The 20,998-nt window shown below is 66.1% G+C and carries 17 protein-coding genes; 9 read left to right on the top strand and 8 right to left on the bottom strand.

Translation table 11 applies throughout. From position 1 onward, the window contains the following. Positions 1-112 precede the first annotated feature (112 nt). Complete coding sequence (gene ggt / locus EDF56_RS04205; RefSeq protein WP_132385782.1) at positions 113-1,702, bottom strand: gamma-glutamyltransferase; 1,590 nt, start codon at positions 1,700-1,702, stop codon at positions 113-115. A 488-nt stretch (positions 1,703-2,190) separates the two neighbouring features. On the opposite strand from ggt, the gene EDF56_RS04200 reads away from it, so the two are divergent. From EDF56_RS04200 to EDF56_RS04180, 5 genes are read left to right on the top strand one after another with little or no spacing between them, the layout of a single operon-like run. Then, entirely contained in the window at positions 2,191-2,571 is a 381-nt protein-coding gene (locus tag EDF56_RS04200; protein ID WP_243652372.1) for a MarR family transcriptional regulator, read from the top strand. Continuing rightward, a complete protein-coding gene (locus tag EDF56_RS04195) occupies positions 2,568-4,640 on the top strand; it encodes an FUSC family protein (protein WP_132385439.1) in 2,073 nt (690 codons plus the stop codon). The genes EDF56_RS04200 and EDF56_RS04195 overlap by 4 nt, the downstream gene beginning before the upstream one ends. Continuing rightward, positions 4,637-4,852, top strand: coding sequence for a DUF1656 domain-containing protein (locus tag EDF56_RS04190; RefSeq protein ID WP_132385438.1), 216 nt, complete (start codon positions 4,637-4,639; stop codon positions 4,850-4,852). Before EDF56_RS04195 ends, EDF56_RS04190 begins: the two co-directional genes overlap by 4 nt. Beyond that, entirely contained in the window at positions 4,849-5,859 is a 1,011-nt protein-coding gene (locus EDF56_RS04185) for an efflux RND transporter periplasmic adaptor subunit (RefSeq protein ID WP_132385437.1), read from the top strand. The genes EDF56_RS04190 and EDF56_RS04185 overlap by 4 nt, the downstream gene beginning before the upstream one ends. 29 nt (positions 5,860-5,888) lie before the next feature. Continuing rightward, the gene (locus EDF56_RS04180) at positions 5,889-7,298 is read left to right on the top strand and encodes a TolC family protein (RefSeq protein WP_132385781.1); all 1,410 of its coding nucleotides are present in this window, start codon (positions 5,889-5,891) and stop codon (positions 7,296-7,298) included. Positions 7,299-7,349: 51 nt separating this feature from the next. Here EDF56_RS04180 and EDF56_RS04175 read toward each other — a convergent pair whose 3' ends face one another. The 5 genes from EDF56_RS04175 to EDF56_RS04155 form a co-directional block, all read right to left on the bottom strand. After that, positions 7,350-8,501, bottom strand: coding sequence for a glycosyltransferase (locus EDF56_RS04175; protein WP_132385436.1), 1,152 nt, complete (start codon positions 8,499-8,501; stop codon positions 7,350-7,352). 27 nt (positions 8,502-8,528) lie between these two features. Further along, a complete protein-coding gene (locus EDF56_RS04170) occupies positions 8,529-9,032 on the bottom strand; it encodes a DUF2141 domain-containing protein (protein WP_132385435.1) in 504 nt (167 codons plus the stop codon). Continuing rightward, entirely contained in the window at positions 9,029-9,973 is a 945-nt protein-coding gene (locus EDF56_RS04165; protein WP_243652371.1) for a hypothetical protein, read from the bottom strand. Before EDF56_RS04165 ends, EDF56_RS04170 begins: the two co-directional genes overlap by 4 nt. 28 nt (positions 9,974-10,001) lie before the next feature. Next, entirely contained in the window at positions 10,002-11,192 is a 1,191-nt protein-coding gene (locus EDF56_RS04160) for a glycosyltransferase (RefSeq protein ID WP_132385434.1), read from the bottom strand. A 207-nt stretch (positions 11,193-11,399) separates the two neighbouring features. Next, positions 11,400-12,188: a polysaccharide deacetylase family protein gene (locus EDF56_RS04155; RefSeq protein WP_132385433.1), complete on the bottom strand. Its 789-nt coding sequence runs from the start codon at positions 12,186-12,188 to the stop codon at positions 11,400-11,402. Between the two features lie 247 nt (positions 12,189-12,435). Here EDF56_RS04155 and EDF56_RS04150 point away from each other — a divergent pair, with 247 nt between their 5' ends. Then, entirely contained in the window at positions 12,436-14,262 is a 1,827-nt protein-coding gene (locus EDF56_RS04150; RefSeq protein ID WP_132385432.1) for a DEAD/DEAH box helicase, read from the top strand. A gap of 281 nt (positions 14,263-14,543) precedes the next feature. Here EDF56_RS04150 and EDF56_RS04145 read toward each other — a convergent pair whose 3' ends face one another. Together EDF56_RS04145 and EDF56_RS04140 are read right to left on the bottom strand one after the other, a co-directional pair. After that, a complete protein-coding gene (locus tag EDF56_RS04145) occupies positions 14,544-15,002 on the bottom strand; it encodes a GreA/GreB family elongation factor (protein WP_132385431.1) in 459 nt (152 codons plus the stop codon). Then, entirely contained in the window at positions 14,999-16,876 is a 1,878-nt protein-coding gene (locus EDF56_RS04140; protein ID WP_132385430.1) for an ABC-F family ATP-binding cassette domain-containing protein, read from the bottom strand. Before EDF56_RS04140 ends, EDF56_RS04145 begins: the two co-directional genes overlap by 4 nt. Before the next feature lie 149 nt (positions 16,877-17,025). Between EDF56_RS04140 and EDF56_RS04135 the strand changes: the two genes are divergently transcribed. Genes EDF56_RS04135 through EDF56_RS04125 form a run of 3 tightly spaced genes read left to right on the top strand, consistent with a single transcriptional unit; the run spans position 17,026 to position 20,998 of the window. Beyond that, positions 17,026-18,042, top strand: coding sequence for an HlyD family efflux transporter periplasmic adaptor subunit (locus EDF56_RS04135; protein ID WP_132385429.1), 1,017 nt, complete (start codon positions 17,026-17,028; stop codon positions 18,040-18,042). Beyond that, positions 18,039-19,847, top strand: coding sequence for an ATP-binding cassette domain-containing protein (locus EDF56_RS04130; protein WP_243652370.1), 1,809 nt, complete (start codon positions 18,039-18,041; stop codon positions 19,845-19,847). The genes EDF56_RS04135 and EDF56_RS04130 overlap by 4 nt, the downstream gene beginning before the upstream one ends. Next, positions 19,844-20,998, top strand: coding sequence for an ABC transporter permease (locus EDF56_RS04125; protein ID WP_132385428.1), 1,155 nt, complete (start codon positions 19,844-19,846; stop codon positions 20,996-20,998). Before EDF56_RS04130 ends, EDF56_RS04125 begins: the two co-directional genes overlap by 4 nt.

The following is a 20,998-nucleotide window of genomic DNA, read 5'->3' as shown; positions in this document are numbered from 1 at the left end:
CGAACCTGATGCCGGTCAAGGGCGGGAACGTCGACGGCGAGCTGTTTCATCGCCGCCGACTATGCGTGGTCATGCCCCAGTGCTCAAGCCACCCCGTCAGAAGCCCCCTTTATCAGAAACCTCGGGCCACGCCTTCACGCCGCGGATCCGCGCCCCCGACAAAGCCCTTCGGCGCCACGATCACGGCTTGCAGGCCGGATTCCTCGCCCCGGCTGGTCGACAGCGGCATGCCGCGCGCGGCAAGGGCGGCCATGATCGGATCGGGGAACACGTCGGCGCTGTACGTGTCGCCCTTCGCCACGAGGTTGGGCAGCGAAACCGCCTCCTGCGGGCTCATGTGCCAATCGAGCAGGGCAACCAGTACTTTCAGGTTATAGGCCTGGATCGCAGAGCCGCCGGGCGAGCCTGCGGCCGCCACGAACTTGCCTTGCGGTGTCAGCACGATTGCCGGGCCCATGCTGGAACGCGGGCGCTTGCCGGGCGCGGGGGCATTGGCCGCAGGGGCACCGTCGTCGTCGGTGGGCGAGAACGAGAAGTCGGTAAGCTGGTTGTTGAGGAAGAAGCCGTCGACCATCCGGCCCGAACCGAAGATGCTTTCGACCGTGGTCGTCATCGAGACGACGTTGCCTTGCGTATCGACGATCACGAAGTGGCTGGTGCCGCCCGGCTCGGCCGTGGCGTCTGCTCCGTTGACGGGCGCGCCTTGCGGCATGCCGAAGGTGATCGGACCGGCCTTCTCGCCGATCAGCGCGGCGCGGGATTTGAGGTAGTCCGGCGCGAGCAGGCCGGCGATCGGCACTTTCACGAAAGCCGGATCGCCGACGTAGCGGTCGCGATCAGCATAGGCGAGGCGGCTGGCCTGCGCGAACTGGAACCAGGCCTTCTCGTCGCTGGCGGAGCGCTTGTCGATATCGGTATGAGCCAGCACGCCGAGCGCGATTTGCAGGCCGGGGCCGCCGGAAGGCGCCTGCGGCGTACAGACCACATAAGTGCGGTAGGGATTGCAGAGCGCCGGGCCCGAATGCGGGCGATAGGCGGCAAGGTCGGCCAGCGTCATCGTGCTTGGGCGCGAACCTTCATGAAGGCGGGCAACAATGTCCTGCGCGATCGGGCCGGTGAGCAGGCCCGAGGCACCGAACCGGGCGATCCGCTCCAGCGACTTTGCATAGTCCGGATTGCGCAGGCGGTCTCCGGCGACATAGCGCGTGCCGTCGGCCTTGGTGAAGTACCGCACCGCATCGGGCGCGGAGGCCTGCGGCGCCTTCGAGGCGATCATCCCCGCCAAACGCGGGCTGACGATGAAGCCATCCTCTGCCAGCGTGTGCGCCTTGTCGAAGAGGCCTGCCCATTCGAGCTTGCCGTGATCGCGGTGGGCCATGTCCAGCATGGCGATGGCACCCGGCACGCCCGTCGAAATGCCGCCGAGTACGGCATCGAAGAAGGGCAGGCGCTTGCCGGCGTCATCGACGAAGAGGTGGTTGTTCGCCCCCATCGGCGCCATCTCGCGCCCGTCATAGGCCGTGACCTGCTTCGTCTTCGCGTCATAGAAGATCATGAAGCCGCCGCCGCCGAGGCCCGAGCTTTGCGGCTCGACCAGCCCCAGCACTGCCTGGATCGCCACCGCGGCGTCCACCGCCGAGCCGCCCTTGCGCAGAACCTCGACCCCGGCCTCGACCGCGAGCGGGTTCGCAGCGGCGACCATGGCATGGCGCGTTGTGGCGGATTGTTGCGGGCGCGCAGCCTTCGCAGCGGCAACATCGACGGGCGCCTCTGCCCAAGCCTGAGCTTCCGGAACCAGCGGAGCGGTGAGGGCGAGTGCCAGTGCAAGGGCAGTGATTCGGCGGAAAGGCGAGGGATGACGCAAGCGCGATCTCCGGCAAGGAGGGATTGAGAGCGACCGATTTTCCCGAGGCTTAACGAGCCTTCCGGCTTCGCACCAGCCCTCCTGCGCGCAGATATTCTGCAAGGTGGCCGGTTCGGGCGCCCATGGTCCGAACGATCCTTCGCAATTGCAGCGTGGTTGGTGAGGGGGACAGTTGCCTATTCGCTTGCGTTACTTGCAATAATATCTCCCTTGGAGTGACTTGCTGCCATTAGTTAGCGTGCTAAGGACCGCGCATGCAGGAACGACGGTTGCGTGAGCGGGCCCTTGCCACAAGGCTGGGCCCGATTTCGCGCTCATGGCTACAATTGGCGGACGATGCGCTGTCCTCGCTCGGGATATCCAATTCCTCGGGCTGGGCGCTGGTGCATCTGCTGCGTCTTGGAGAAACAGTGCGGCAGGGGGAACTGGCGCGTGTCGTCGGCGTGACCGAGCCATCGCTGGTGCGCACCTTGAATTTGCTCGAAGGCGCAGGCTTGATCGAGCGCATTGCCGACGAGAGCGACCGCCGCGCTAAACACCTTGCGCTGACGCCCGAAGGTGCTGCGCTGGCAGAAAGAATCGATACGCGACTCAATGCATTGCGCGCGGGTCTGCTCGATGGCATTTCTGATGAAGACCTTGAAACCACGGTGGCGGTTCTTGACCGGATCGCTGTTCGCGTGGCCGAGAGCAGCGGCAAGCCATGACCACGCGCTTTGGACTCGATACAGCGCTGTTTTCGGTAAAGGCGTACGCCGCCGCGATTCTGGCTGTCTATATCGCGCTCTCAATCGGGCTCGACCGTCCCTATTGGGCATTCCTCACTTCTTACATCGTCGCGCAGCCGCTGGCGGGTGCGGTCGTGTCCAAGGCGGTGTTCCGCGTGATGGGCACATTCGTGGGCGCGGCCGTGGCTGTCATCATGGTGCCGCCGCTGGTCCACGCGCCCGAACTGCTCACGCTGGCCATCGGGAGCTGGCTGGCGATCTGCGTCTTCATCTCGCTGCTCGATCGCACGCCGCGCGCCTATGCTTCGGTTCTGGCGGGCTACACGGCCGTGCTGATCGTGCTGCCCAGCGTCGATACGCCGCAGCTGATCTTCACCACTGCGGCCCTGCGCGTGCAGGAGATCACCATCGGCATCCTGTGTGGCAGCTTCGTCCACGCGCTGGTGCTGCCGCAGTCGGTCTCGGCCTTCCTGCTTCACCGCGTTTCGACGATCCTGGCCGATGCCGAGCGGTGGTCGGGCGATTCGCTGCATATCGAGGTTGATCCTGCGGTCGACAGGGAGCGCCGCCGACTGGCGCTCGACGTGACCGAACTGCATCAGCTCTCGATCCACCTTCCCTACGAAAGCACCCGGATCGCCCCGCGCATTCGCACGGTTCGCGCCTTGCAGGACCAGCTCTCGCTGATCATGCCGCTGGGTGCGGCGGTTGCTGACCGTATCGCCCAGCTTCATGAATCCGGCGGCGGACCTGTCGAAGTGGCCACGCTGCTGGCGGATACCCGAGACTGGTTTTCCCGGCTCGATTCCATGGATATCGCCCGAAGGAGCGAAGAGGCCGAGGCCTTGCGCGCGCGCTGCGCGGCTCTGGAGCCGCAAGTCGGCGAAGGGGCGTCCTGGCACGACCTGATCCTGCTCAGCCTGCTGTCCCGCCTGGCGACCCTGATCGGCGCTCACCGCGATTGCCGCGACCTTGCCGAGCAGTTGGCGTCGCCCACCACCCGCCCGGTCAGCGGGCGCACGGCAGCGCTGCTCGAAGGGCGGCGCGGGCGTGAGCTTCACCTCGACTTCGGCGGTGCCATTCGCGGCGCGCTCAGTGCCTTCATCACTATTGTCGTGGGCTGTGTGATGTGGATCTACAGCGGCTGGCACGACGGCGGCACTGCGATCATGCTGGCCGGCGTCTTCACCGCGCTGTTTGCGTCCGCGCCCGATCCACTGGCGCCGCTGCGCTCGTTCTTCGTGGGCACTTTCATCGCCACACTGCTCGGCATGCTCTACGGCTTCGTGATTTTGCCCCGGCTCGACGGCTACCTGGAATTTGCGGCCGCCATGGCGCCGATGCTGCTGATACTGGGCATGCTCATGCAATCGCCGCGCTTCGGCGGTATCGCGGTGCCGCTGCTGCTCGGGCTCGGTACTCCGGTGCTGGTGGCGGATCGCTACGTTGGCGGCTTTGCCGGCTACATGAACGGCTCGCTCGCCCAGCTTACCGGCATTCTCTACGCCATCGTCATGATCCGGCTGCTCAGTTCGACAGGGGCGGAGGGCGCTATCCGGCGCACCTTGCGCGCGGGCTGGATGGACATCGCCGAACGCTCCAACCTCATGGCGCCGCCCGACGTGCGCGCCTGGATCAACCGTATGCTCGATCGAATTGCCCAACTTGCCCCGCGCCTTGCCATGGCAGGGCGCTCGCCCGGAAAGCCGCTTTACGATGCCTTGCGCGATCTGCGCACGGGCATCGCCATCGGCGAGCTGCGCGAACTGCGCCTTGGCATGTCGCCCGAACGCAGTGCCCCGCTCACCGCCGTGCTGCGGCGCGTCGGCGAATATTACCGCAGTCTCGTGCCCGACCGTCCGGCACCGGCGGACCCGGAACTGCTCCATGACATCGATCTGGCGCTGGACGCGGTGCTGCGGGACAAGGACCGCGAGGTCAGCCGCGCCGGTGCGCTGGGGCTGGTGAGCTTGCGCCGCAACATCTTCCCCGATGCCGCGCCCATCGCCGCTTCCACGATCACCCCCGCTTCGCAGGTTCCGGCATGAGGGGAGAAGTCTCGTTCGACGGCGTGTTCGTGCCGACGCTGCTGGTGCTGGCAGTGATTGCCTCGATCATCACGCTGATGCTCATGCGCATCGCCAATCTCGTGGGTTTCTACCGCCTGTTCGCTTATCGTGCGGCGGTTGACCTGTGCCTCTACATCTTCGTGCTCGGGCTTCTGGTCTGGGCCGCTCCGCTGATCGGTTTCCGCCAATGAAGAACCTGTTTGCCCGGATTGCCCCGAGCCTTGCGACCCTCGTGCTTGTCGTTATCGCCGCGCTGGTGGCGATCTGGCTCTGGAATCATTACGAAAACAGCCCCTGGACCCGTGACGGCCGCGTTCGTGCGGACGTTGTGCGGGTCACGCCCGACATCGGCGGTCTCGTCACCTCGGTCGAGGTGCGCGACAATCAGGAGGTGAGGGCGGGCGACCTGCTCTTCGTGATCGACCGGCCGCGCTATTCGCTGGCAGTGCAGGCGGCGCAGGCCGCCGTGCAGAGCGCCCAGGCGAAGCTCGGTCAGGCGCAGCGAGAGGCCGCGCGCGACCTTGCGCTGGGCGATCTCGTCGCGACCGAAAGCCATGAACAGAACGTCGCCGCCGTCGCCACCGCGCGCGCCGCGCTGGACCAGTCGCTGAGCGCGCTGGACAAGGCCAAGCTCGATCTTGCCCGCACGAATGTACGCGCCTCGGTCAACGGCACCGTCACCAACCTTGACCTGCACCCGGGCGACTTCGTCGCGCCCGGCAGTCAGGCGATGGCGCTGATCGACCGCGATTCGATCCGGGTCGAGGGCTATTTCGAGGAAACCAAGCTGCCGCACATCCACGTCGGCGCGCCGGTCACCGTGGTACTGATGGGCGAGACCCGGCCGGTGAAGGGCGTGGTCGAGAGCATTGCGGCGGGCATTGGCGACACCACCCGCACGGACTCGCACAACCTGCTGCCTAACGTCGATCCCACGTTCACCTGGGTCCGTCTGGCCCAGCGCATTCCGGTCCGTATCCGCCTGACCGAAGTGCCGAGCGGCGTGCGCCTCATCGTTGGCCGGACGGCGACAGTAACGATCGAACAGCACGATCAGGCGCCGGCCAAGGGTCAACCGGCAGGACAGCGCGCTCCGGCCCAGACTGTTCCCGCTCAGCCTGCTCCGGCCCAGACTGTCCCTGCGCAACCGGCACCCGCGCAAACGGCTGCGGCCGCGCCGACGGAGCGTGCCAAGTGATCCGCTCCGCCTGTCGCATCTCCGGCCGCCTGCTCGGCGCCGCCTCGCTGGGGGCGCTGGCCCTGCTCGGCGGCTGCGTGGCCGGGCCTAATTACAAGCCGCCCGAGAATTCGGCAGCTACCACGCCCGGTGCCACCGGTGCTTTCGCATCGGGGCAGGGGTCCTACTTCTCGCAAGATCCGCTGCCCGATCACTGGTGGCGTCTCTATGACGATCCGCGCCTCAACGCGCTGGTCGAGCAGGCGCTGGAAGCCAATACCAACTTGCACGCGGCCGATGCCAACTTGCGCAAGGCCGATGCCGTTGTGCGTCAGTATGTCGGCGAGAAGGGCCTCGAAACGACGGTGCAGGCCAATGGCGCTCTCGAACGCGACTATACGCTGACATCGGTGGGCACCAACATGCCCGGCGTGCTGACGTATGATCTTGGTCTGGCGCTGAGCTATCCGCTCGACCTCAACGGCAAGCTGAAGCGCGCCATCGAAAGCAGCCTTGCCGACCGTGAGGCGGTGGAAGCCGCGCGCGACGCGGTACGCATCAGCGTGGCGGCCGCGACCACGAAGGCCTATGCCGACGTCTGCGCCGCGAACTATCAGGAAGCGACTGTCCGCAAGGTGATCGCGCTGCAGCAGCAGACGCTTGATGCGACTACCCGGCTCAAGCGCGGCGGTCGCGGAACGGCGTTCGATACCAGCCGTTCGCGCACTGCGGTCGAGAGCAGCAAGGCCAGCCTTCCGGGCTATGCCGCCAAGCGCAAGGCCGCGCTCTATCTGCTGGCCACGCTGCTCGGAAAGCCGCCGGCGGAATATCCCGCCGATGTCGAAAGCTGTTCGGCGCTGCCGACGCTCCGCAAGCCGATGCCGGTGGGCGACGGCGCGGCGATGATCCGCCGCCGTCCCGACATCCGGCAGGCGGAGCGCACCATCGCGGGGGATACCGCGCGTATCGGCGTCGTCACGGCCGACCTTTATCCCACGGTCAGCATCGGCGGCGGGATCATCAACGACGGCAAACTGGAAAACATCGGCACGACGCACAGCTTCGGCTTCAGCTTCGGACCGATGCTGAACTGGAGTTTCCCGAACCGGCCGCTGGTCAAGGCGCGCATCGATCAGGCCAATGCGCAAGTCGATGTCGACCTTGCGAAGTTCGACAGCACCGTGCTCGATGCCCTGCGCGGCACCGAGACGGCGCTGGAGACTTATGCGCGCGATACCGATCGGGCCGCTGCGCTCGGCAGCGCGAGCAGAAGCGCGGGCGTCTCGCAGGCGCAGGCGGCCAAGCTGTTCCGTTTCGGCCGCAGCGACATTCTTTCGCTGTTGACCGCGCAGGCCAATCTGGCGGCCACCGAAGTCAACCACGCCGCTGCCGAAGCCGCGCTGGTGGACGATCAGATTGCGGTGTTCATGGCGCTCGGCGGAGGCTGGGAGCAGGACTGACGCACAGGCGCTCCGGGAAGGTCGTCCCGGGGCGCGTGCACTGCCGCCGCATCAGGCCGCGCGCCGGCGCTTGACGAGACTGCTTTCGTAAGCGGCGAACAAGTCGTTGAAATGCTCGTCCATGGTCCGCGCGGTTGCCGCCGGGCGTGGACGATCACGCACGACGGCGCGGATCGCTTCGGCCGCGGCGTGGACATCGGCGGCGGCATAAGTCCGCCCGGCGCCATCGCGCGCGTGATCGGCGGCGCCGCCCGCATCGGGGACCACCACCGGAACGCCGCTCGCCCGCGCTTCGGCCGCAGTCATGCAGAACGTTTCCGCCTCGCAGCCGTGGACCAGCGCATCGGCGCTGGCCATGATCCGCGCGAAAGCCAGCCGGTCTCGCTCCGGCGCGAAGAGGCGCACGTGCGGGTTGCCGGCGATATGACGCAGGATCGTGCGATGCTCGCGCCCTTCGCCCAGCATGACGAGGCCGATCGGGCTCTCCTGGCTGGCCATGCTGACGGCATCGATCACCATGGGCCAGCGTTTTTCGGGTGCAAGGCGGCCCACCGCCAGCAGCAAGGCGGCGCTTTCCGACAAATCGCAGTCCGCCAGCAGCCGCGCGCGCAACGCGGGATCACGCAAGGCAGGCGAGAAGCGCTCCGCCTCCACGCCCATCGGGATTGTCATCGTGTGCTGGACCCCGCCCTCGTCGAGACGCCGGGACAAATCGCTGTTGGCGCAGACGACATAATCATAGCGGCGTGAGTGCCGCCGTAGGTGCTCCCAGAATACCGAGAACTGCCGGTCGATGGTCTGGCGGGAAAACACGTCGCCCAGCCAGCGATAGGCATAGGCCGAAAGCGGATCGGCATGCATGACCAGACTGCGCGGCGTGGCCGAGGGCCAATCGGCGACGAGCGAGGCGCTGCGCCATGGGGAGGTCGCCTCAACGAAATCGGGCTCCAGTGCGTCGAGCGCGGCGTGGAGCCGTCCCGCCTCGTTGAAATACCAGTACTTGCGGTCGAGCGGGAAGCGCGGGCTTTTCAGCGTGACGATGCGGGCGCCGGGCCCGCGCTCGATCACCGCGTCCTCGTCACCGGGGGCGAGGATCACGATCTTGTGACCCAGCGTGGGGCCGATGCGCAGCTTCTGCTCGACATAAGTCCGCACGCCGCCACCCTGCGGCGAATAGAATGCGCAGACGTCAACGATTCTCATGTTGTTATCCTTGCGACCGGTACTGGCTTAGTTGAGTGGGGCGACGCCCAGCCCGTGGCGATAATTGAGCACGATGCGCAGCGAGGTCATGCCGCTGCCGGCAACGGTGCTGACGCTGCGCACGCTCGGCTTGCCCCAGCCGAGTCGGGGGTTCTGGGAAAAGCCGATGCCGTCGATCCGCCAGTTGAACTTGCGGTCGCTGTCACGGTCGTGAAGCAGGGTGACCGCGAATGTGCCTGGTCCGGGCAGGCGCACGCAGAGCTTCGGGTTGCCCGTTGCCGGAACCGGAACTTCCACGCGCCGGAAGGTCTTGCCCGCGCTGACCAGCACATTGTCGTCGGCCAGGAAATCCTTGTCGTTGGCCGGATAGACTTCGAGCTTGAGCTTGCCGACGCGGTCTTTCAGGCCAACCACTTCGACCTCGAAGGCCGGGCCGCGTTCCCCGGCGCGGCACTGGCCTTCGGCCTTGCCGAGGTCGGGGGTGGAAGGGATCAGCGCGGCGGCGAGCGGGAGCAACAGCGAGAGGCTCATACGGCGATCTCCTCGGGAGCGGCGAGGTCACGGATCGCGAGGAGCGCGCCCAGTACGAGGTGCGTCGCCAGGATCAGGCCTGCCATCAGCATCATCAGCGGGCCGATGTCGCCTTGATTGCCAAGCGCGAGCACGGCGAAACCGGCGAACAGGAGGTCCTTGTTCGGCATCAGCGGCAGGCGCGAGACGAGCAGGCGCAGCGTCGCCAGGAACAGCCACCAGCTCAGCGGCACTTGCGGCAGGACGATGTGCCACATCACCGCATTCGACAGCGTGGTGAAGGCGATGCGCGCGAGGTGGACCTGCGTGATCATCACCAGTTCGGATCGCGGCAGCGTGAAGACCTTCCGGCGCAGCAGCATCGTCGCGGCCGAGATCACCACCAGCAGCGCCAGCGAATAGACCAGCATCCGCGAATCGAGCCCCAGCCGCGTCATGCCCACGATCGGCAGCATGATCGCCACCAGCAGCATGGTCACCACGTTGCCGGTCATCGCCGAGAGGATCGCCACGTCTTTCACCGCGCCGAACGGCGCCGCCGTCAGCGAAACGCGCTTGCGGGCCCAGGTGTAGAAATAGGCCTCGCCCAGATAGCCGAGCAGCAGTTCGTTGTAGATCTTCTTGCGCAGCAGCGCGAGGATGCCCCCCGGCGGAATGCCCCAGAGGCGGTTGAAGATCAGCCATTCGCTGGCCGGGGTGACAAGGTAACCGGCGGCGAAGACCAGCCAGAAGCCGATACTCACGGGCATCATCGCCCGCATCCGCGCGATTTCGAGGCCGCCCATTTCATGGATAACGGCGGCGATGACCGCGAGCGACAGCGCGATCGAGAAAAGAGCCTGCTTGCCGCGATTGGAGGTGCGGTCTTGCGGCGTCAGCTGGATGGGCGGGGCCTGCGGGGGCAGCGCTGGTGGTGCCAGTGCGACGAGGGATTCGTTCACGCGATTCTCCGGGGGTGGGCGCGGGGGCTCAGAAGGTGCGCTGCCAGGACGAGGGCGGCAGCCAGGCGCTCTCGTCGAGCATGCGTATGCGGCTGCGCTCGTGCTCGCGGCGCAGTTCGTCCATGAGGCCGATGTAGCGCGCGGCCGCGCCTTCGATCTCGTAGCGGGATGCAATCGTTCGGGACCGGGCGGGATCGCCCGGCAGTTCGCGGATCCGGGCGAGCCCGTCGGCGAACGCCACCTCGTCGCCAATGGGCACGAGCAGGCCGGTGCGCCCGCTTTCCAGCAGGCAGGCCATCGATACGCAGCAGTCGGTCGAGAGCACCGGCAACCCGCTCGCCAATGCCTCCACGACAACGCCGGGCAGACCTTCGTAATCCGAACTGAGCACGAAGGCATCGGCTTCGGCCAGCAGCGGATCGATGCTGGCAAGATGTCCCGGCAGGCGGATCTGCGCGGTGATGCCAAGTTCGCCGGCAAGCCGCTCGATCGCGGCGCGTTCGGGGCCTTCACCGGCGATGGTGAGCGTGTCGCCCGGCCGTGCCGCACGCGCGAAGGCGCGCAGCATCAGCGGGTGGTTCTTCTGCGACACCAGCCGTCCGGCCGTGAGATAGCGCGTGCCCCAGGCCGAGGCCGGCCGCCGCTCGATCTTGCCAAGGTCGCTCAGCCGGCGGCGGGAGAGGATCGGATTGGCGATCGTCGCCACCTGCCGCGGATGCGCCAGCGTGGTCTCGCGGATCTCGCGTGCCATCGGTTCCGACAGCGCGACCAGCCGGTCGATCATCCGCCCCTGCGCGCGCAGCCACCCGGCATAGCCGCGCCGGAGCAGCGGCGACATGTCGGGCCGGTGGAGCGCATTGCTGACTTTGAGCACCATCGGCGGCACCCGTTCGCCCAGCATGACGCGCATCGCCGCGCCGACCACGGCATAGGTGTTCCCGGCAAGGAACAGCACGTCCGCGCGATGTTCGAGCAAGTAGCTGTGCAGGCAGTGGATCATCCACGGCGTTTCCCACGCGGCGGTGGGGAAGGGCGCGGGCAGTTTCCAGTAATCCAGCGCCGGCGCCGATGTCAGATGGCTGCTGCCCGAGCGGCCGAGGACAATCGTCACTTGATGTCCCGCACGGTCCCACTGCGTGGCCAGCCCCAGGGCCACACGTTCGACACCGCCCGGATCGAGGCTGTGGATCGGTATCAGGATCCTGAGCTTGTCCTTCATATTTCCCCCGACGTCGCCGGCGGGCTCGATCCGCAGCCGGCGCGTGCAATTTCCTTCGTGGCGACCCTTGCGGAGCGATGCTCCGAGACGGCGTTTGCGGAGAAGCTCTCCGAGGTGGCGTTACTGTTCGGGATCCATGTCGGGTTCGTGACGGCGGCGCGGCGGTCATGTTCCGGACGGAAAAGCGTATTCAAAGCGTCACGCCCGCTAGGGGTTGGCCCTTAGTTCGGCGTAACGCGCGGGTCGGTGGGTAACGGCGAAGCGCTTCAGCGTCGCATCGATGCTGTCGAGCAGCGACGTCTTGGTCACGTCGCCCGGATGGACGGCGATCCGCACTGTGCTCAGCACCCCGAGCGCGGCACGCGCCAGGCCTGCGAAGGCGAGCGAGGAGGCCGTGCGCATCGTCGAGCGGCTCGCCCAGGTAATGACCGGGCCTTTGGCCAGTACCGCGTCGGTCGAGGCGTCCCAGACGCGCCAGTGATCTTCACAGAGCGCGAAATCGGCCTTGCGCAGCGCCGTCCTTGCGCCTTCGCCGTAAAGCCATGCCGGAGCGATGAAGCCCGCGCTCTCGCGCCCGATCACGTCCTCGACCAATGCCTTGCCTTCCAGCATTCGGGCGAGGGCCGTGGCATCGTCCAGCCCGAGGAACTCGCCTTCACCGGCGGTCATATGCTTCGCCTTGAAGCGCGCGGCGGCATCGGCATGTTCGGTCATGTCCTTGTGGAACCAGCCGTGGACGAACATCTCGATCCCGCGATCCGACCATGCCCGCAGCCGCGCCTGAAACGCCCTGTCGGCCTTCAGGGGATGACGGCCCCAGTGATCGGGCACCACCAGCATGGCGAAGTTAGGACCGCCCAGCCGCCGCTCAAGCAGATCGACCAGTTGCAGCACCGCGAGTTCGCTGCCGGGGCCGACATCGTGGATCGACGCCAGAAGCCGCTTGTTCTGCGGTTTTCGCACGGTTTGAGACAGGCGCTGGGGTGGGGAGGGCATCGTTTTCGTACAGCTCCATGGCTCGCGCCACGCCGACTATGCGTGCCGCGTGACTTTCCCATGACGCCGACGAAGGGGGATTTCCGCAGTCTTGCAGGGATCTCCATCGCCTGAGTGAAATTGGAGCGCGCCAAACCGGGTTTTTTCCGCTATGGCCGCCCAAACACAGACCGATGGGTCGTAAACTCCTCCCCATGTTACCCCCCAAGAGACCGCGCAAGCGGCACAGGACAGATTCGACAAACTCATGACTTTTTCCCAGCTTCCCCAGCCTCTCGCCGACGCGCTTACCGCGCAAGGTTACGAGACCCTGACCCCGGTCCAGGCCGCCGTTGCCGAAGCCGAGGCGCGCGGGCGTGACCTCGTTGTTTCGGCGCAGACCGGCTCGGGCAAGACCGTTGCCTTCGGTATCGCCATGGGCGACGAACTGCTGGCCGACGGCTCGATTCCTTACGCCGAAGCGCCGCTTGCCCTTGCCATCGCACCCACGCGCGAACTGGCGCAGCAGGTCAGCCGCGAGCTTGAATGGCTCTATGGCAAGACCGGCGCGCGCATCGTCACGTGCGTAGGCGGCATGGACCCCGTGCGTGAACGCAAGCAGCTTGAACGCGGTGCGACGATCGTCGTGGGCACGCCCGGCCGTCTGCGCGACCACCTCGAACGCGGCAAGCTTGACCTCTCGGCGCTGCGAGTCGTCGTGCTCGATGAAGCGGACGAGATGCTCGACATGGGCTTCCGCGAAGACCTTGAGGAGATGCTGGACGCGATGCCGGCAGGCCGCCGCACGCTGCTGTTCTCGGCCACCATGCCGCGCCCGATCGAGGCACTGGCCCGCCGCTACCAGAACGACGCGCTGCGCATCTCGACGATGAGCGAGAACCGCGGGCATGGCGACATTGCCTATCAGGCCGTCACCGTCGCTCCCGCCGATGTCGAGAACGCCGTGGTCAACCTGCTGCGTCTTCATGACGCCGAGACCGCGATCCTGTTCTGCGCCACGCGCGACAATGTGAAGCATCTCCACTCGACGCTGACCGAGCGCGGCTTCTCCGCCGTGGCGCTGTCGGGCGAGCATTCGCAGAACGAGCGTAACAACGCGCTTCAGGCGCTGCGCGACAAGCGCGCCCGCGTCTGCGTCGCCACCGACGTTGCCGCGCGCGGCATCGATCTTCCCTCGCTGACGCTGGTCATCCACGTGGAGATCCCGCGCGATGCCGAAACGCTTCAGCACCGTTCGGGCCGTACCGGCCGTGCGGGCAAGAAGGGCACCGCCGTCATCGTCGTGCCGTTCCCGCGTCGCCGCCGCGTCGAAGGCATGCTGCGCGGTGCGCGCATCGAGGCCGAATGGATCGCAGCGCCGACCCCCGAGGTCATCCGCGCGGCCGACCGTGGCCGCCTGATGGAAAAGCTGCTGGCCCCGGTCGAGGCTGATGAGGAAGATCGCGAGATCGCCCGTGAAATCCTCGACAAGGTCAGCGCCGAGGATCTCGCCGCCGCACTGGTTCGCGCTCACCGCGCCGCCATGCCGCAGCCGGAAGAGCTGATCGGCAGCAGTCCTGAGGCCCGCGAGGCGCGCCAGCGTCCTGGCTTCGACGATGTCGTGTGGTTCACCATGGATATCGGCCGTGCCCAGCACGCCGATCCGCGCTGGATCCTGCCGCTGCTGTGCCGCCGTGGTCACGTCACCCGCAATGCGGTGGGCCAGATCCGCATCGGTGCCGACCAGACGCACTTCCAGATCCCGCGCGCGCAGGCTGACCAGTTCATCCGCGCCGTGGAGCGCACTGCGCATGACGAGAGCGGCGACGTGGAAAACACCATCCGCATCGAACTCGCGACCGATACGCCGCGCGATGTCGCCCGCGACCGTCGCCGTGACCGTGAAGGCCCGCAGGGCCGTGGCCGCAAGCCGCATGGCCGTGAAGAAGGTGGACGTGGTGGCTACGAAGGCCAGCGTTACCAGCCGCGCCCGACCGGTGGTCGGCCGGAGCGGAGCGGTGGCGGCGCCACGGGTCCGGGCGGCGGCAAGCCGTTCCACAAGAAGCCGAAGAAGGGTGGCCGTCAGCCTTACTGAGGCTGATGGCATGAACGGGATGCAGGTTCCTGCATCCCGTCTGTCCAGATGGTGATCTGCCGCCGAGGCCAAATCCGTGCGGCAACCCAAACGCTATCCATGACACAATAAACCCGTCGTCCCCGCGAAGGCGGGGACCCCGCTTTTCTTGCGCCGAGGCAAAAAGGTAGCGGGGCCCCCGCCTTCGCGGGGGCGACGGGTCTTATTCGGTAGGTTTTGTTTCGGGAAAATATCCCAGGCTTGCTCAGGTCCCGATTGGGGCCAGCATACAGCTAAGCCTCTCAGACAAGCAGTTCGATAACCTCGATCGCTTCGTCCTGCCCATTGAAATCCACGAACTCACCCGCTTCCGCGCCCAGCAGGGCACGGGCGAGCGGTGCGGTGAAGGCAAGGTCGCCCTTGGCCGGATCGGCCTCGTCGTGCCCGACAATGCGCACATCGCGCGTCTTGCCATTCAGCACAAACCGTACCCGGTGCCCGAACATCACGGCATCGCCCGAAGGCGCAGGCTGGACTTCGGCCGTCGACAGCCGCTTGCGCCAATATCGCAAATCGCGCTTGGCGGTATTGAGCGCGGTTTCCTCGGTCAACGTCGGGATCTGGGCCTCCAGCGCGGCGATCCGTGCCTTGACGAGCTCCAGCCCCTCGCTCGTCACAAGGTTGGGGCCGGGCGGGATCGGCACTTCGAACTTGGGTTCGAGATGTTCCTCGTCCCCGTCGCGGCGGAAGGCGACGCTCACGCCGTCTTGCCCATCAGCGTGTCCATTGCCTCATTGGCTTCGAACCAGCCCATTTCCGCGACTTCCAGGTCATCGGCGGCCTGCGTGCGGCGCTTGCCGAGTTCGCCGAAGTTCAGCTTGGCAAGATCGCCCTTGGCGGCAGCGGGATCGGCCAGCGCGGCGTCGAGCGCGTCGAGCTGCTGCTGGATGCGCTTCATGCGCGTTTCCGCCTCGGTGACTTTCTTGCGCAGGGCCTTCAGTTCCTCGCGGGCGATGGCGCCGGACTTGCGCGCGGGCTTGCCGTCGGACTGATCGGAAGCCGACTTGGGCTGGTTACGGCCGAGCACGAAATCGATGTAGTCCTCGATCGAACCGTCGTAGTTCGTCGCCGTGCCCTGATCGACCAGCACGAGCCGGTCGGCCGCCAGTTCGACCATGTGGCGGTCATGGCTGACAAGGATCACCGCGCCTTCGAAGGCATTGAGCGCCTGCACCAGCGCTTCGCGCGCATCGACGTCGAGGTGGTTGGTCGGTTCGTCGAGGATCAGCATGTGCGGCGCATCGCGCGTCACCAGCGCTAGTGCCAGACGCGCGCGCTCGCCGCCCGAGAGCGTGCCGATGCTCGCCGTCGCGCGGTCTCCCGAGAAGCCAAAGCGGCCAAGCTGGCCGCGCACCGCCACCGGGGCCTTGCCGACCATGGCGCGGGTCATCAGTTCGAGCGGGGTCGAATCGGTGGGCAGTTCCTCGACCTGATACTGCGTGAAGTAGCCGACGCGGATCTTGGGCGAGAAAGTGAGCGAGCCTTCCATCGGCTGAAGCTGGCGGGCCAGCAGGCGCGCCAGCGTGGTCTTGCCGTTGCCGTTGCGGCCGAGCAGGGCGATGCGGTCTTCGGGATCGATACGGAGATTGAGGCGGCGCAGGATCGGCTTGTCCGCCTCGTAACCCACCGAAGCAAGGTCGAGCGTGACGAGCGGTGGGCGCAGTTCGTCGGGGCTGGGGAAGTCGAAGCTGAGCGAGGGATCGTCGATCATCGCCGCGATCGGCTGCATCTTGGCCAGCATCTTGGCGCGCGACTGTGCCTGCTTGGCGGTGGAGGCGCGAGCCGAGTTGCGCGCGACATAGTCGGCCAGCTTCTTGCGCTGCGCATCCTGATTGGCGCGCGCGGCGGCTGCCTGCGCGGCACGCTCGGCGCGGATGCGCTCGAAGCTGTCGTACGTGCCCGGATAAAGCGTCAGTTTGCCGTGTTGCAGGTGGAGGATGTGATCGACCACGTTGTTGAGCAGATCGCGCTCGTGGCTGATGACGATCAGCGTCTTGGGATAGGACTGGAGGAAATTCTCCAGCCACAGCGTCGCTTCAAGGTCGAGGTGGTTCGACGGTTCGTCAAGCAGCAGCACGTCGGGCTGCGAAAACAGCAGGCCCGCCAGCGCCACGCGCATTTTCCAGCCGCCCGAAAAACTGTCGAGCGGGCGGCCCTGCATCTCCTCGTCGAAGCCGAGGCCGACAAGGATGCGCGCGGCACGTGCCGGGGCGGTGTAGGCGTCAATGGCAATGAGGCGATCGTGGATGTCACCAAGGCGATGGGGCTCGGTGCAGGTTTCCGATTCCGCGAGCAGGGCGGTGCGCTCGACATCGGCGTCAAGGACGGCTTCAAAGGCCGTTCGGGTACCGCTAGGTGCCTCTTGGGCGATATAGCCGAGCCGCGCGCGGCGGGGCATGTCGATCGAGCCGCCGTCGGGTTCCAGTTCGCCGATGATCGCCTTGACCAGCGTGGACTTGCCCGCGCCGTTGCGGCCGATCAGGCCCACCTTGCCGCCATTGGGAATGGTGGCGGCGGCCTGGTCGAGGATGGTACGCCCGCCAAGGCGAACGGAGATGTCACGGATCGTCAGCATGGGAGGCCGCCTAGAGGCTTTCGCGCGCCGTGGAAACACCCCCTGCGGAACATTCCTGCGCGGCCGAGGTTTGCTTCGCTGCGATGCAGTGTATGTATGTGCATGGTATTGCCCAAGTATCGCCAGCGATTCACCCCGGGGGGCCGTTGATGAAGAAGAGCGTGATCGCCGCGATTGCCGTTGTGCTGGTGCTGGCGGCGGGTCTCGTCTGGTGGATTGTGCGGGGGCACCATGCTTCCGATGAGATCGTGCTTCACGGCAATGTCGATATCCGGCAGGTTTCGCTGGCTTTCGATGGTTCGGGGCGGGTTACCCAGGTGGCTGTCGAGGAAGGTGACGCGGTTCGCGCCGGGCAGGTTCTGGCGCGGCTCGATACGGTGACGCTGGGCCTTCAGGCACGCAATGCCGATGCGCAGGCCGCCGCAATGCGCCAAAATCTGCGCAAGTTGCAGAACGGTACCCGCCCTGAGGACCTCGCTCAAGCCCGTGCGCGGGTGGCCTCCGCCCAGGCTAGTGCAGCCCGCGCGGCGGACGATTACAAGCGGGCGCAATCGGTCTCTGCCAATACGGCGGGACGCGGGGTAAGCGGGCAGGAACTCGATCAGGCCCGCAGCGCTTCGCAGATGGCCAATGCCCAGCTCAAGGAAGCCAGTGAAGCGCTGAATCTGGCGGTTCGCGGCCCCCGTGCAGAGGATATCGCTGCCGCCGAAGCACAAGTGAAAAGCGCCGAGGCCCAACTCGCGCTGTTTCATCACCAGATCGATCAGGGCGAGTTGAAGTCACCGGCGGATGCCGTCGTCCGCTCGCGCTTGCTTGAAGTGGGTGACATGGCCACTCCGCAAAAGCCAGTATTCGAACTTGCGCTCACCAGTCCCAAGTGGATCCGCGTCTATGTAGAGGAAGCGGATCTGGGGCGGGTCCGCATCGGCCAGCAGGCGCGCGTGGTCAGTGACAGTTTTCCGGACCAATCGGTCGCCGGCACTGTGGGGTTCATTTCGTCGGTCGCCGAATTCACGCCCAAGTCGGTGGAGACCGAATCGCTGCGGACGGCGCTTGTCTACGAGGTTCGCGTGCGGGTCGACGACAAGGAGGGCCGTCTCAGGCTCGGCCAGCCGGTGACGGTACGGATCGATCCCGGAAACACAAAGGCAGGACGCGCCCCGTGAGCACCGCCGCCGCGCCATCGGACGCGGTCGGCGATCTGACCGTTGCCTGCGAAGGCCTGCGCAAGGTCTTCAACGGGCCGGACGGCAAGCCTTTCGATGCGGTGCATGATCTCTCGTTTTCGCTGCGCGCGGGCACGATTTCCGCGCTCGTCGGACCGGACGGCGCCGGCAAGACCACGCTCATGCGGATGCTTACCGGGCTGCTGAAGGCAGACGGCGGCACGCTGAAAGTGCTCGGCATCGATGTCGCGGCTCATCCGCAGGCAGTGCAGGACCGGATCAGCTACATGCCGCAGCGTTTCGGGCTCTACGAGGATCTCAGCGTGCAGGAGAACCTCGATCTTTACGCGGATCTCCACGGCGTTCCGCAAGACGTGCGGGCCGAGCGGTTCAAGCGCATGCTTGAGATGACCGACATGGCCCGTTTCACGGGGCGAGCGGCGGGCAACCTGTCGGGCGGGATGAAGCAGAAGCTGGGGCTTGCCTGCACCTTGGTGCGCGTCCCCGATCTGCTGCTGCTCGACGAGCCGAGCGTCGGCGTCGATCCGCTTTCGCGGCGAGACCTTTGGGAAATCATCGAGCAACTCATCGAATCCGACGGTCTCAGCGTTCTGGTGAGCACGGCCTACATGGACGAGGCCGAACGCTGCGATGAAGTTCTGGTCATGGATCATGGCCGCCTGCTTGCACAGGACACGCCGACCGAAATCACTGCCAGAGCGCGTGGCCTTACTTATCTCGCCTCGCCGGCGCCCGGCACGCCAGCACGCGATTTGCAGGCGCGGCTGATCGACGCGCCGGACCGGGTGATCGATGCAGTGCCTCGCGGCGGGGCGGTTCGGTTCATCCGCCAGCCCGACACGCCGGTCGAGAGGCTGGGCGATCTGTTGCAGGGGCGGCCCGTCGAGGAACGCGGCGAGGAACTGGAAGACGCCTTCATGCTCCTGTTGCGCCAGCATAACGCGGGCGGAAAGCCGGATGCCATTCATGAGGCGGCATCGCAGGATGCCCTTGTCTCTCCCGCTGCTCCCGATCAGACGGAGGGGGAGAATGTCATTCACGTGCGCGATCTCGTGCGCCGGTTCGGGGATTTCACCGCCGTTGCCAACACGTCCTTCGATGTGCGGCGCGGGGAGATATTCGGACTGCTTGGCCCCAATGGCGCGGGCAAGACGACGACGTTCCGCATGCTCTGCGGCCTGCTTCCGGCAACCAGCGGCACTCTGGAAGTCGCAGGCGTGAACTTGCGCCGCGCGCGGGCCGAAGCGCGGCGGCGGATCGGTTATGTGGCGCAGAAGTTCTCGCTCTATGCCAATATCTCCGTGCGCGAGAACCTGGAGTTCTTCGGCGGTGCTTATGGTCTGCGCGGGCCAGCGCTAAAGCAGCGCGTCCAGACCATCGTCGAGCAATTCGGGCTCGATCCCGCCGCTACGAGCGGAGCCCTGCCGCACGGCTACAGGCAGCGCCTCGCCATGGCGGCAGGGCTGGTGCACGAGCCGGAGATCCTCTTCCTCGACGAGCCGACCAGCGGCATCGATCCGCTCGCCCGCCGCGCTTTCTGGCGGACCATCACTTCGCTTTCCCAGTCCGGGGTTACCGTTATCGTCACCACCCACTTCATGGAGGAAGCCGAATACTGCGACCGCATCGCCATTCAGGATGCCGGTCACATGCTGGCGCTGGGGACGCCGCAGGAAGTGCGGGAGCAGGCTGGCGGTGACAGCGTCGACGACATGAATGAGGCTTTCATCGCCATCGTCGAACAAGGCCGCGCGCACGACGCCGAGGAGAAAACGGCGGCATGAACGGCACGGAAAAAGGCACAGGCAACGGCGAAAGCGCCTTCACGACCCGGCTTGTGGCGCTGGTCCGCAAGGAGACGCGGCAGATGCTGCGCGATCGCAGCAACCTCGCGGTGGGCCTCCTGCTTCCCGTCGCGCTGATTCTGCTGTTCGGGTTCGGCCTTTCGTTCGACGTTCGCCATGCCCCGATCGCGCTTATCATGCAGGATCGGTCGGAAGGCGCGCGCGAGATCGTGTCGGGGCTGCGGGGTTCGGCCTATCTCGATCCTGTCGATGTGGAGACGATGGAAGAGGCCAGCAGGATGCTACGCGATGGCAGAGTTGATGCCATCGTTCAGATTCCAAGCGATTTCGCCCGTCGTCAGGTCAAGGGCGGCGCCCAGATCCAGCTCATCCTGAACGGTGTCGATTCGACCACGGCGCAGACTCTGGAAGCCTATGTGCAGGGCGCCGTGGCGACTGCCATGGCGCGTCAGGCCGACCGCGGCGGCGTGGTTTCGCCGGGCGGTTCGGTCATGCTGATGACACGGACGTGGTTCAACGAGGAAGGGAACAGTCGCTGGTATCTGGTGCCGGGGCTGGTGGTGCTCATCATGACACTGGTGGGGGCCTTTCTCAGTTCGCTGCTGATCGCCCGAGAATGGGAGCGGGGCACGCTTGAATCGCTGTTCGTGACGCCGGTGCAGCCGCTTGAACTCGTGCTCGCCAAACTGGCGCCCTATATCGTTGTCGGGCTGATCGACCTTGCGATGTGTTTGCTGGCGGCGGTGTTCCTGTTCGGCGTGCCGATCCGTGGGTCGCTGTTGGCGATCGTGGTCGTCTCAATCCTCTATCTGCTGGTCTCGCTGCTGGTCGGATTGCTGATATCCGGCGTGACGCGCAACCAGTTCGCGGCGAGTCAGGTGGCGCTGCTGATCAGCTTCATGCCCGCGCTCATGCTATCGGGCTTCATCTTCGACTTGCGCAATATTCCCATCGCCGTGCGCATCGTCGCCGAGTTCCTGCCGGCCACGCATTTCATGGGTGTTATCAAGACGCTGTTCCTTGCCGGGACCGACTGGGGAATGGTGGCGAGCAACAGTGCGATCCTGATCGGCTACATCCTCGTATTCACCTTCCTGACCCGCCGCACCTTGCGCAAGCGACTGGACTGA

It is taken from the genome of Novosphingobium sp. PhB165 (assembly GCF_004341845.1).
Classification (GTDB): domain Bacteria; phylum Pseudomonadota; class Alphaproteobacteria; order Sphingomonadales; family Sphingomonadaceae; genus Novosphingobium.
This window is presented reverse-complemented; position numbering and strand designations above follow the sequence as displayed.

Excerpts from the sequence above, each read along its gene's own strand:
- ggt (WP_132385782.1), bottom strand. The coding sequence starts at position 1,702 with ATGGTCGCCGCTGCGAACCCGCTCGCGGTCGAGGCCGGGGTCGAGGTT.
- EDF56_RS04195 (WP_132385439.1), top strand. The coding sequence starts at position 2,568 with ATGACCACGCGCTTTGGACTCGATACAGCGCTGTTTTCGGTAAAGGCG.
- EDF56_RS04190 (WP_132385438.1), top strand. The coding sequence starts at position 4,637 with ATGAGGGGAGAAGTCTCGTTCGACGGCGTGTTCGTGCCGACGCTGCTG.
- EDF56_RS04185 (WP_132385437.1), top strand. The coding sequence starts at position 4,849 with ATGAAGAACCTGTTTGCCCGGATTGCCCCGAGCCTTGCGACCCTCGTG.
- EDF56_RS04175 (WP_132385436.1), bottom strand. The coding sequence starts at position 8,501 with ATGAGAATCGTTGACGTCTGCGCATTCTATTCGCCGCAGGGTGGCGGC.
- EDF56_RS04170 (WP_132385435.1), bottom strand. The coding sequence starts at position 9,032 with ATGAGCCTCTCGCTGTTGCTCCCGCTCGCCGCCGCGCTGATCCCTTCC.
- EDF56_RS04160 (WP_132385434.1), bottom strand. The coding sequence starts at position 11,192 with ATGAAGGACAAGCTCAGGATCCTGATACCGATCCACAGCCTCGATCCG.
- EDF56_RS04155 (WP_132385433.1), bottom strand. The coding sequence starts at position 12,188 with ATGCCCTCCCCACCCCAGCGCCTGTCTCAAACCGTGCGAAAACCGCAG.
- EDF56_RS04150 (WP_132385432.1), top strand. The coding sequence starts at position 12,436 with ATGACTTTTTCCCAGCTTCCCCAGCCTCTCGCCGACGCGCTTACCGCG.
- EDF56_RS04140 (WP_132385430.1), bottom strand. The coding sequence starts at position 16,876 with ATGCTGACGATCCGTGACATCTCCGTTCGCCTTGGCGGGCGTACCATC.
- EDF56_RS04135 (WP_132385429.1), top strand. The coding sequence starts at position 17,026 with ATGAAGAAGAGCGTGATCGCCGCGATTGCCGTTGTGCTGGTGCTGGCG.
- EDF56_RS04125 (WP_132385428.1), top strand. The coding sequence starts at position 19,844 with ATGAACGGCACGGAAAAAGGCACAGGCAACGGCGAAAGCGCCTTCACG.